Source organism: Enterobacter sp. WI-ESBL-E8 (genome assembly GCF_053364895.1).
This window is the reverse complement of the sequence record NZ_JBRWXJ010000001.1, coordinates 893300-904103: the sequence shown is the minus strand read 5'-3', so window position 1 is coordinate 904103 and position 10804 is coordinate 893300. Positions and strand designations below refer to the sequence as shown.

At 57.3% G+C, this 10804-nt stretch carries 11 protein-coding genes; 9 read left to right on the top strand and 2 right to left on the bottom strand.

The features are described 5' to 3' along the window. Positions 1-98: 98 nt before the first annotated feature. A complete protein-coding gene (gene hrpB / locus ACWHWP_RS04305; protein ID WP_447855119.1) occupies positions 99-2528 on the bottom strand; it encodes an ATP-dependent helicase HrpB in 2430 nt (809 codons plus the stop codon). A 73-nt stretch (positions 2529-2601) separates the two neighbouring features. Between hrpB and thpR the strand changes: the two genes are divergently transcribed. The 9 genes from thpR (at position 2602) to panD (ending at position 9538) form a co-directional block, all read left to right on the top strand. Then, positions 2602-3156, top strand: a complete 555-nt coding sequence (gene thpR / locus ACWHWP_RS04300) for an RNA 2',3'-cyclic phosphodiesterase (protein WP_059311945.1) — start codon at positions 2602-2604, stop codon at positions 3154-3156. Next, the gene (gene sfsA, locus ACWHWP_RS04295; RefSeq protein WP_447855118.1) at positions 3146-3850 is read left to right on the top strand and encodes a DNA/RNA nuclease SfsA; all 705 of its coding nucleotides are present in this window, start codon (positions 3146-3148) and stop codon (positions 3848-3850) included. The genes thpR and sfsA overlap by 11 nt, the downstream gene beginning before the upstream one ends. A 176-nt stretch (positions 3851-4026) precedes the next feature. After that, positions 4027-4482 carry an RNA polymerase-binding protein DksA gene (dksA, locus tag ACWHWP_RS04290; RefSeq protein WP_003829221.1) on the top strand — a complete coding sequence of 152 codons (456 nt, stop codon included), beginning with the start codon at positions 4027-4029 and terminating at the stop codon, positions 4480-4482. 59 nt (positions 4483-4541) lie between these two features. After that, positions 4542-5432: a tRNA glutamyl-Q(34) synthetase GluQRS gene (gluQRS, locus tag ACWHWP_RS04285; RefSeq protein WP_063957493.1), complete on the top strand. Its 891-nt coding sequence runs from the start codon at positions 4542-4544 to the stop codon at positions 5430-5432. A 42-nt stretch (positions 5433-5474) separates the two neighbouring features. Continuing rightward, positions 5475-6872 carry a polynucleotide adenylyltransferase PcnB gene (pcnB, locus tag ACWHWP_RS04280; protein ID WP_072250697.1) on the top strand — a complete coding sequence of 466 codons (1398 nt, stop codon included), beginning with the start codon at positions 5475-5477 and terminating at the stop codon, positions 6870-6872. Then, entirely contained in the window at positions 6869-7348 is a 480-nt protein-coding gene (folK, locus tag ACWHWP_RS04275; protein WP_059311949.1) for a 2-amino-4-hydroxy-6-hydroxymethyldihydropteridine diphosphokinase, read from the top strand. Before pcnB ends, folK begins: the two co-directional genes overlap by 4 nt. Before the next feature lie 123 nt (positions 7349-7471). Next, complete coding sequence (gene panB, locus ACWHWP_RS04270) at positions 7472-8263, top strand: 3-methyl-2-oxobutanoate hydroxymethyltransferase (RefSeq protein WP_059311950.1); 792 nt, start codon at positions 7472-7474, stop codon at positions 8261-8263. An 11-nt stretch (positions 8264-8274) separates the two neighbouring features. Further along, positions 8275-9126: a pantoate--beta-alanine ligase gene (panC, locus tag ACWHWP_RS04265; protein ID WP_447855117.1), complete on the top strand. Its 852-nt coding sequence runs from the start codon at positions 8275-8277 to the stop codon at positions 9124-9126. A 31-nt stretch (positions 9127-9157) separates the two neighbouring features. Further along, positions 9158-9538: an aspartate 1-decarboxylase gene (gene panD / locus ACWHWP_RS04260; protein ID WP_006810068.1), complete on the top strand. Its 381-nt coding sequence runs from the start codon at positions 9158-9160 to the stop codon at positions 9536-9538. A gap of 3 nt (positions 9539-9541) precedes the next feature. On the opposite strand, the gene ACWHWP_RS04255 is transcribed toward panD, so the two are convergent. After that, positions 9542-10789, bottom strand: coding sequence for a polysaccharide deacetylase family protein (locus ACWHWP_RS04255; protein WP_047346380.1), 1248 nt, complete (start codon positions 10787-10789; stop codon positions 9542-9544). Between the last annotated feature and the right edge of the window lie 15 nt (positions 10790-10804).

The following is a 10804-nucleotide window of genomic DNA, read 5'->3' as shown; positions in this document are numbered from 1 at the left end:
AGGAAAGTCTTTAGTGTTTTCTCCCTCTCCCCTTGGGAGAGGGCCGGGGTGAGGGCATCAGGCCGCACTGTCCAGGCCGCACTTCCCTCTTCCCCGCATTACGAATACTTCTTCGTCCGCCGCGTCGGCGCCGTATTCGCCGGATCGTCCGGCCAGACGTGTTTGGGATAGCGCCCCTTCATCTCTTTTTGCACCTCACGGTAGCTTCCCGCCCAGAACGCTCCCAGATCGCGGGTGATCTGCAGCGGACGATGCGCAGGCGACAAGAGCTCAAGCACCATCGGAACGCGCCCTTCGGCGATAGACGGCGTGGTCGCCTCCCCAAACATCTCCTGCATCCGTACCGCCAGCGCCGGCGGATTATCCTCGTGATAACGAACGGCAATCCGGCTTCCGGTCGGCACAGTGTAATGCTCTGGCAGTTCACTATCCAGACGTTGACGTAATGACCAGTCGAGTAAATTCTGTAACGCGACCTTAACATCAAGCGCTTTCAGCGCCCGAAGCGAATGAACGCCCTGCATTTGCGGCAGTAACCAGCGCTCCAGAGAGCCCAGCAATGTTTCATCATCCACCGCGGGCCAGGCATACTCCGGCAGCCAGCGCGCGGCACAGTGCAGGCGAAGACGATACTGTTCCGCCTCTGGCGACCAGTTCAGCACGCCGAGCCCTTTTTCCCGGATACCGTTCAGCATGGCCTGGTGCAGCTCTTCTTCCGACGGCTTCGCCAGCGGCTTCGTCCCGAGGGTCAGTTTACCTATCTGGCGACGACGAAATGCCTTCAGCGTACCCTGTGCATCATCCCACTCGACGATATCGGACTGCTGGAGCAGCTGCGGACACGCGTGCGTCAGGGCGTCGATATCCACGGCAATCGCCTGCAAAATACGGGCATCCGGGGAATGACTTCCCTGCAGCAAGAGCGGCGCAATCAGCCACTCGTGACGCGTCAGGGCGTCATCGCTGTCCAGCATCGCCCCCATGCCGTTTGCCAGCTGATAGCGTCCGTCCAGCCCGCGCCGACGCGCAATCCGGTCCGGAAACGCCTGCGCCAGCAGCCATGGGATACTCTCACTGTCTGGCACGCCGCCGCGGCTGTTAAGGCGCTTACACAGCTGTTGCGCCCGCTGCTGCCAGTTCCCCTGACTGCGCGAAAAGGCCTGAGCCAGATCGCTACTGCCTCCGCGCGGCGGCTCCTCAAGGATAGCTGCCAGTTTCGCGGCCGTAGAAATTTCATCGTCTCCCTGCGCAGCCACCAGCATGGCGGCCAGGCGAGGCTCGTTTCCCAGCGCGGCCATTTTTTGCCCGCGGGATGACAACCGCTCGCCGTCAAGCGCTCCGAGCTGGGTCAGTAAAGCGCGCGCCGCGGCAAGGTTCACGCCCGGAGGAGGATTAAGCCAGGTCAGCTGAGCGGGTTCCGGGCAGCCCCACAGCAGCAGTTCCATCACCAGGCCGGACAAATCGCTTTGTAAAATTTCCGGTGTGCTTTGCTGCGCCGCGCGTTCAGCCTGCTCCGCGCTGGTCAAATGCAGACAAATACCCGGCTCAAGACGTCCCGCACGGCCCGCGCGCTGCACCATCGACGCCTGGCTAATGCGTTGCGTCAGGAGTTTCGTCAGCCCGGTACGCGGGTCAAAGCTTGCCACCCTCTCCTGCGCGCTATCCACCACCAGGCGAATACCTTCGATGGTCAAACTGGTTTCAGCAATATTGGTTGCCAGCACCACCTTGCGCTGACCCGCAGGCGCGGGAAGGATCGCTTTACGCTGCTCGGCCAGCGACAGCGCACCGTAGAGCGGGCAAAGCAGCACGTCGCGGCCTACGCGGGAGGCCAGCTGCTCCTGCACGCGCTGGATCTCGCCCACGCCGGGTAAAAACAGCAGCAGCGAACCGGATTCCTGACGCAGCAGCTCTGCGGTTGCCATGGCCACGGCCTCATCAAAACGCTGATGAGCCGGCAGCGGCTGATAACACCGCTTGACCGGGAACGCCCGCCCCTCCGAGCTAATTACCGGTGCGTGCGGTAACGCCTGCTGCAGCCGCTCGTTGTCCAGCGTAGCGGACATGATGAGCAGCCGAAGATCGTCGCGCAGCCCCTGCTGCACGTCCAGCAAGAGCGCCAGGGCCAGATCCGCCTGCAGGCTGCGCTCGTGGAATTCATCCAGGATCACCAGCCCGACGCCGGTCAGCTCCGGATCGTTTTGCAGCATGCGGGTGAGGATCCCCTCGGTCACGACCTCAAGCCGCGTGGAAGGCCCCACGCAGGTTTCCGCGCGCATGCGGTACCCCACGGTCTCTCCCGTTTTTTCGTCCAGCAGTTCCGCCAGGCGCTGTGCCACGTTGCGCGCCGCCAGCCTGCGCGGCTCCAGCAGGATAATTTTTCCGCCGATATTCCCGTCTTTCAGAATCTGTAGCGGCAGCCAGGTGGATTTACCGGCCCCCGTAGGGGCGTTTAGCAAAACCTGCGGGGCATGGCGTAAGGCAGCGAGAAGCTCAGGAAGGACAACGGCGACCGGCAATGAGGACACTAACAGCTCCAGAGGGTTAACATTAGTCGGCGTACATTGTAGCATCGGCGCATATCATTACCGAGTCCCCCGTATGCCTGAGTCGAAACGGCTGTTTTTTGCCATTGAATTGCCCACCACAATACAGCGTCAAATTGTTCGCTGGCGCGCTGAACACTTCCCGCCGGAAGCAGGCCGCCCCGTTGCGGCCGCTAACCTGCACCTGACGCTGGCCTTTTTGGGCGACGTCAGCGCCGAAAAACAGCGGGCACTAGCCGCCATGGCCGGGCGAATTTCCCAGCCGGAATTTACGCTGCACCTCGACGACGCGGGTCAGTGGCTGCGTTCGCGCGTGCTCTGGCTGGGGACCCGCCAGCCGCCGCGCGGACTATTGCAGCTGGCAAATATGCTGCGCGCACAGGCGGCACGCAGCGGCTGCTATCAGAGCCCGCAGCCGTTTCATCCGCATATCACGCTGCTGCGCGATGCCGGTCAGGCCGTTGCCATCCCGCCACCGGGTTTTCACTGGGCTTTTCCGGTCAATAAATTTGCGCTTTACGAATCCGTCTTTGCACAGGGACGCACCCGCTATACGCCGCTCCAGCGCTGGACGCTGGGCAACACCGAAAGGAATTCTGATGAAGTTTGATCCTCCCCTGCAACACGCCACGCTGGTCCAACGCTACAAACGCTTCCTTGCCGACGTGATCACGCCCGAAGGCGTACCGCTCACCCTGCACTGCCCCAACACGGGTGCCATGACGGGGTGTGCAACGCCGGGTGACAGAGTCTGGTATTCCACATCAGAAAATACTAAACGCAAATATGCCCATACCTGGGAAATGACAGAAACGCAAAACGGGGCATTTATTTGCGTTAACACCCTGCGCGCGAATCAATTAGTTAAGGAAGCCCTGACCTTTGGTACCCTTCCCGAACTGGTGGGTTATGGCACGCATAAAAGCGAAGTGAAGTATGGCGATGAAGGCAGCAGAATTGACTTCATGTTACAGGCGGAAGACAGGCCTGAGTGCTATATTGAAGTAAAATCAGTGACGTTAGCGGAACAGGAAAATGGCTACTTCCCGGATGCGGTAACGCTACGTGGCCAGAAGCATCTGCGAGAGCTAATGAGTGTTGCGGCGGCGGGCAAACGCGCCGTATTGCTGTTTGCGGTATTGCATTCAGCCATTGAACGTTTCTCCCCTGCCCGCCATATTGATCCTAAATACGCGCAATTGTTGAATGAGGCACAAAAGCAGGGGGTAGAGGTTTTAGCTTATAAAGCGGAACTTTCTGCCGATAATATGACTCTGAGATCCTCTCTTCCCATTGTCTTATAAGGGATTAGACGATTGATGATTAAGTGTTCTGGCCGCGTGCGCAAATACGCTTTTCCTCACAGGCTTGTCAAGTGTTACGTTTAGATAATTGCCATCCGGAAAAGCATCTGCTATTTATAGCGACCTGATTTTTCCCCCAACACGGGGATCGATAGTGCGTGTTAAGGAGAAGCAACATGCAAGAAGGGCAAAACCGTAAAACATCGTCCCTGAGTATTCTCGCCATCGCTGGGGTGGAGCCGTATCAAGAGAAGCCGGGCGAAGAGTATATGAACGAAGCCCAGCTGTCGCACTTCAGGCGTATTCTTGAAGCATGGCGTAATCAACTCAGGGATGAAGTCGATCGCACCGTTACTCATATGCAGGATGAAGCTGCTAACTTCCCGGACCCGGTAGACCGTGCCGCTCAGGAAGAAGAGTTCAGCCTCGAACTGCGTAACCGTGACCGCGAACGCAAACTGATCAAAAAAATCGAGAAAACGCTGAAAAAAGTCGAAGACGAAGATTTTGGCTACTGCGAATCCTGCGGTGTTGAAATTGGTATTCGTCGCCTGGAAGCGCGTCCAACCGCCGATCTGTGCATCGACTGTAAAACGCTGGCCGAAATCCGCGAAAAACAGATGGCCGGTTAACACCAGCGCTGTTTACACACTCCAAAGGCGGGAGTCTCTCCCGCCTTGTTACTGTTGATATGTCTGAATCACACTATATTGGGCGCTTCGCGCCATCTCCTTCCGGTGAATTACACTTCGGCTCATTAATTGCCGCGCTCGGCAGCTACCTGCAGGCTCGCGCCAGCCAGGGCAAATGGCTCGTTCGCATTGAAGATATTGACCCTCCGCGTGAAGTTCCCGGTGCAGCAGAATCCATTCTGCGTCAGCTGGAACATTACGGTCTTCACTGGGATGACGAGATTCTCTGGCAGTCAAAACGTCACGACGCTTATCGGGAACGCCTGGCCTGGCTTAGCGCTCAGGGGCTTTCCTATAACTGCACCTGCACTCGCGCGCGTATTCAGAGCGTGGGAGGGGTCTATGACGGTCACTGCCGCACGCTGAATCTTCCCCCGGAAAATGCCGCCGTACGTATCAAGCAGCGCTCCCCGGTGACGCGCTTTAACGATTTACTCTCCGGTGAAATCCTCGCCGATGAGCGTCTTGCACGCGAGGATTTTATTATTCACCGCCGTGACGGCCTGTTCGCCTACAACCTGGCCGTGGTGGTGGACGATCATTTTCAGGGCGTGACGGAAATCGTGCGCGGGGCGGACCTGGTCGAGCCTACCGTGCGACAAATCTCGCTTTATCACCAGTTTGGCTGGACGGCACCGGATTACATTCATCTGCCGCTGGCGGTCAACGAGCAGGGCTGTAAGCTGTCGAAGCAGAACCACGCCCCTGCCCTGCCAGAGGGCGATCCGCGCCCTGTTTTGATCGACGCGCTGCGATTTCTCAACCAGAATGTAACCAACGAATGGCAGGATCTGCGTATTGACGAACTGCTGAAAATGGCAACGGCTCACTGGACGCTCACAGCGGTGCCAAAAATCCAGCATTCTCAAATGCGTTGCGCTGAGCTATGATTAGCCGCTTTTTTCATAACAAAACACACTACGAGGTGTACCATTTTTACCCGAGTCGCTAATTTTTGCCGTAAAGTGCTAAGCCGCGAAGAGAGCATGGCGAATGATGCTATTGCACAGCCACACATGTCGGTTATTCCGCGTGAGCAGCACACGATTTCCCGCAAAGATATCAGTGAAAATGCCCTCAAGGTGCTCTATCGTCTGAATAAAGCGGGCTACGAGGCCTATCTCGTGGGCGGTGGAGTACGTGATTTACTGCTGGGCAAAAAACCGAAAGATTTCGACGTGACGACCAGCGCCACGCCCGATCAGGTGCGCAAATTATTCCGCAACTGCCGTCTTGTTGGTCGCCGTTTCCGCCTGGCTCACGTGATGTTTGGACCGGAAATTATTGAAGTGGCGACCTTCCGCGGCCACCACGAAGCGGGCGCATCCGATCGCACCACGTCACAGCGCGGCCAAAACGGTATGCTGCTGCGCGATAATATCTTCGGCTCTATTGAAGAAGATGCCCAGCGTCGCGACTTCACCATCAACAGCCTTTATTACAGCGTGGCGGATTTCACCGTGCGCGATTACGTCGGCGGAATGCAGGATCTGAAAGAGGGTCTGATTCGCCTGATTGGCACGCCGGAAACGCGCTACCGTGAAGATCCCGTGCGTATGCTGCGCGCCGTGCGTTTCGCCGCCAAGCTGAATATGCGCATCAGCCCGGAAACGGCAGAGCCTATTCCGCGTCTGGCGACGCTTATCAACGACGTTCCACCTGCCCGCCTGTTTGAAGAGGCGCTGAAGCTGCTGCAGGCCGGCCACGGCTTTGAAACTTATAATCTGCTGCGTGAATACAACCTGTTCCAGCCGCTGTTCCCGACCATTACCCGCTACTTCACCGAAAGCGGTGACAGCCCAATGGAGCGGATGATTGCGCAGGTGCTGAAAAATACCGATACCCGTATTCGCAACGACATGCGCGTGAACCCGGCGTTCCTGTTTGCGGCAATGTTCTGGTATCCGCTGCTGGAAACGGCCCAGCGAATTACCCAGGAGAGCGGGCTCGCCTATTATGATGCCTTCGCGCTGGCCGCAAACGACGTGCTGGACGAAGGATGCCGTACGCTGGCGATCCCGAAACGAATTACCACGCTGGTGCGCGACATCTGGCAGCTTCAGCTGCGTATGTCCCGTCGCCAGGGCAAGCGCGCCTGGAAGCTGATGGAGCATCCGAAGTTCCGCGCCGCGTTCGACCTGCTGTCGCTGCGTGCTGAAATCGAAAGGAACCAGGAGCTGCAGCGTCTGACGCAGTGGTGGGCCGAATTCCAGGTTTCCGCACCGCCAGAACAGAAAGATATGCTTACCGGGCTGGACGAAGAGCCTGAACCGCGTCGCCGCCACCGTCGTCCGCGCAAACGCGCGCCGCGTCGTGAAGGTACTGCATGACCCTCGCGTATATCGCCATCGGCAGCAATTTAGCCTCTCCGCTGGAGCAGGTGAATGCTGCCGTTCAGGCGCTGGGTGAGATCCCCCAGAGCCGGGTCGTCGCGGTCTCCTCTTTCTACCGCACGCCGCCGCTGGGCCCGCAGGATCAGCCTGATTATCTCAATGCCGCCGTAGTGCTGGAAACCGCTCTGGATGCCGAAACGCTGCTGGACAATACCCAGCGCATCGAACTGCAGCAGGGCCGCGTACGCAAAGCCGAACGCTGGGGACCGCGCACGCTGGACCTCGACATTATGCTGTTCGGACACGAGACCATTACCACTGAACGGCTCACCGTTCCGCATTACGACATGAAAAATCGCGGTTTTATGCTCTGGCCGCTGTTTGAAGTCGCCCCCGATCTCACCTTCCCGGACGGCATTCCGCTCAGGGACATTCTGGACAAACTCCACGCGGAAAAACCCGCTCGCTGGTAAGCCAGTTCCTCTGCCCATTAGCCATGAAATAATTGTGGCTAATAGACTATCTAAAATCATTGTTCCCTCGAATGTTACTGTTAGAATGCGCAAAGATTCGCTTTTGGGCTATCAGGAAACAGTATGAAACCAACCACCATCTCCTTACTGCAGAAATGCAAACAGGAAAAAAAACGCTTCGCCACCATCACCGCGTATGACTACAGCTTCGCCAAACTCTTTGCCGAAGAGGGTATCAACGTCATGCTGGTCGGTGATTCGTTAGGGATGACGGTACAAGGACATGATTCCACCCTCCCGGTTACGGTTGAGGATATCGCTTACCATACCCGCGCCGTGCGCCGCGGCGCGCCTGCCTGCCTGCTGCTTTCCGATCTGCCGTTTATGGCCTACGCCACGCCAGAGCAGGCCTTCGACAATGCGGCAGCCGTCATGCGCGCCGGGGCCAATATGGTCAAAATCGAAGGCGGAGCCTGGCTGGTGGAGACGGTGAAAATGCTCACCGAGCGCGCCGTGCCGGTGTGCGGCCATTTGGGCCTGACGCCGCAGTCCGTCAACATCTTTGGCGGGTATAAGGTGCAGGGCCGCGGTGACGCAGCCCAGACGCTGTTTGATGATGCCCTGGCGCTGGAAGCCGCAGGCGCACAGCTGCTGGTGCTGGAGTGCGTTCCGGTTGAACTGGCGAAACGCATCACCGACGCGCTGTCGATTCCGGTGATTGGCATTGGTGCTGGCAACGTGACCGACGGCCAGATTCTGGTGATGCACGACGCCTTTGGCATCACCGGCGGGCATATCCCGAAGTTTGCCAAAAATTTCCTCACTGAAGCGGGCGACATGCGCGCCGCGGTCAGGCAGTATATTGCCGACGTTGAATCCGGTGTTTACCCGGGTGAAGAACACAGTTTCCATTAAGGAGTCTCGTTGTGCTTATCATTGAAACCCTGCCGCTGCTTCGCCAGCATATCCGTCGCGCGCGTCAGGAAGGTAAACGTATTGCACTCGTCCCGACCATGGGCAACCTGCACGACGGCCATATGAAGCTGGTCGACGAAGCGAAAGCCCGTGCGGATATCGTGGTGGTCAGTATCTTCGTTAACCCTATGCAGTTTGACCGCGCCGATGACCTGGCGCGCTATCCGCGCACCCTGCAGGAAGATTGCGAGAAGCTGAAAAAACGCCATGCGGACATCGTCTTCTCTCCGGCACCGGCGGACGTGTATCCTCAGGGGACGGAAGAGGCAACCTACGTTGACGTACCGGGCATTTCTACCATGCTCGAAGGTGCCAGCCGCCCGGGCCACTTCCGTGGCGTATCCACCATCGTCAGCAAGCTGTTCAACCTGGTACAGCCGGACGTCGCGTGCTTTGGTGAAAAAGATTTCCAGCAGCTGGCGCTGATCCGCAAGATGGTGGCGGATATGGGTTACGATATTGAGATCGTCGGCGTACCGATTGTACGCGCCAAAGACGGGCTGGCGCTCAGCTCCCGTAATGGCTATCTGACCGCTGACCAGCGTAAAATCGCCCCGGGCTTAAGCAAGGTCATGAATACGATGGCGGAGCAGCTTCTGGCCAAAGAGCTGACCGCCGAAGAGATGGTCGCCCTCGCCGAACAGGCGCTGAACGATAAAGGCCTCCGCGCTGACGACGTACAAATTCGTGATGCTGATACGCTGCTGGAATTGACTGAAACTAGCAAACGCGCAGTGATCCTGGTAGCGGCATGGCTTGGCCAGGCTCGTCTGATTGATAATAAAGTGGTTGAGCTGGCGTAGTTCTCGCCTCTGATAATTAAAGGTAAACGTAATGATTCGCAAAATGCTGCAAGGTAAGCTTCACCGTGTGAAAGTCACTCAGGCCGACCTGCACTATGAAGGCTCCTGCGCCATCGATCAGGATTTCCTTGATGCTGCGGGCATCCTTGAAAACGAAGCGATTGATATCTGGAACGTCAACAACGGCAAACGTTTCTCAACCTACGCCATTGCTGCCGAGCGCGGGTCTAAAATCATCTCCGTTAACGGCGCGGCTGCGCACTGCGCGGACGTGGGCGACATCGTGATTATCGCCAGCTTCGTGATGATGTCTGATGAAGAAGCGCGCCGCTGGCAGCCTAAAGTCGCCTACTTTGAAGGTGACAACGACATGAAACGTACCGCGAAAGCGATTCCGGTGCAGGTCGCATAAGCATTACCCCTGCGGCTGATTACTGATCAGCCGCGACATCGTTTCCAGCGAATCCGTTCTTAAAATATACAGACGTTTCAGTAAGAACGGATTATCACCCGGCTTAACCTTCCCTTTTACCGTTGTCACCGCCAGGTGAAAACCGGCATCGTTCGCTGCTTTTATCGCTTTGCTGTCGTAGCCGCCAAAAGGATAAGAGAGATACAGCACGCGCGGATTAAACTGCGCCAGCCCCCGGCGAGAACGTTCAAAATCGAAGAGGATCACGTGGTAGCTGCGGCTCAGTAAAATCGGATGTTTGTTGCCATCGACGCGGTGCAGGAAATGCGTGTGGGACTGAATATCAAACACGTCCTGGATGCCCTTCAGCTCCTGAACGCTCATAAACTGCAGCGATTTAGGATCCCACTTCTGTGGATGCCGCTTAATACGGGACGAGATAATAAACGCCGTGGCGTTAAAGCCGTACTCTTTCAGGATAGGATACGCATAGCGGCTTACCGATTTCAGCCCGTCATCAAAGGTGATCGCCACCGATTTGGCAGGCAGATTTAGTTTATTGCGCACGTATCCTTCCAGCTGATACATCGTCAGGGTGGTATACCCCTGATCGCGCAGCCAGGCCATCTGGTTGTTGAACGCGCGCACGCTGGTCGTGGTGGAGGTATGTCGAAAACGGGTGTTCTCTTCATCGCGCAGAATATGATGGTAGGTCAGCACCGGGATGCCGTTATCTTCCTGGGCATCCAGGCTACTCACCCACGCCAGGCGGTTGCCGATGCGGATCTGGAACCAGGTCTGATTCAGACGGTCTTTAAGTTTGTTCAGGATCGGATAGCGAAGATTCGCGCTTAACGTGCCGAACGGTGCACTTCCGCTGGAAGGCGCATTATACACCGGCGTGTCTTTCCAGGTAATAAGGTTCTGATTGCTCAGGGGTTTATTGAGATCCCCAAGGCTGTCCTCGACGCGCTGTTTCCCCTGAACCGGCTCCAGGTGCCCCTTGTCGATAAAGCCCGTACCAAAACCGAAGCGAAATTCGTAGTAGTCCGCCGCCGCGGGCACAACGGCCAGGATCTGCCCGGCGCGCACGTTGCCAACGTTGATCACACTGTTCCCCACCTGCGCCCAGATGACCGCATCTTCGGTGGTTTGCATATACTGGGCGGGCAGCGTTTGCTGACTAAGTAAACTGGCTGAGCTGACGCCGGAAGTGAGCATCAAAAGCAAGAAAAGAATACGCGGTAACATGGTGTCTTAATCGGT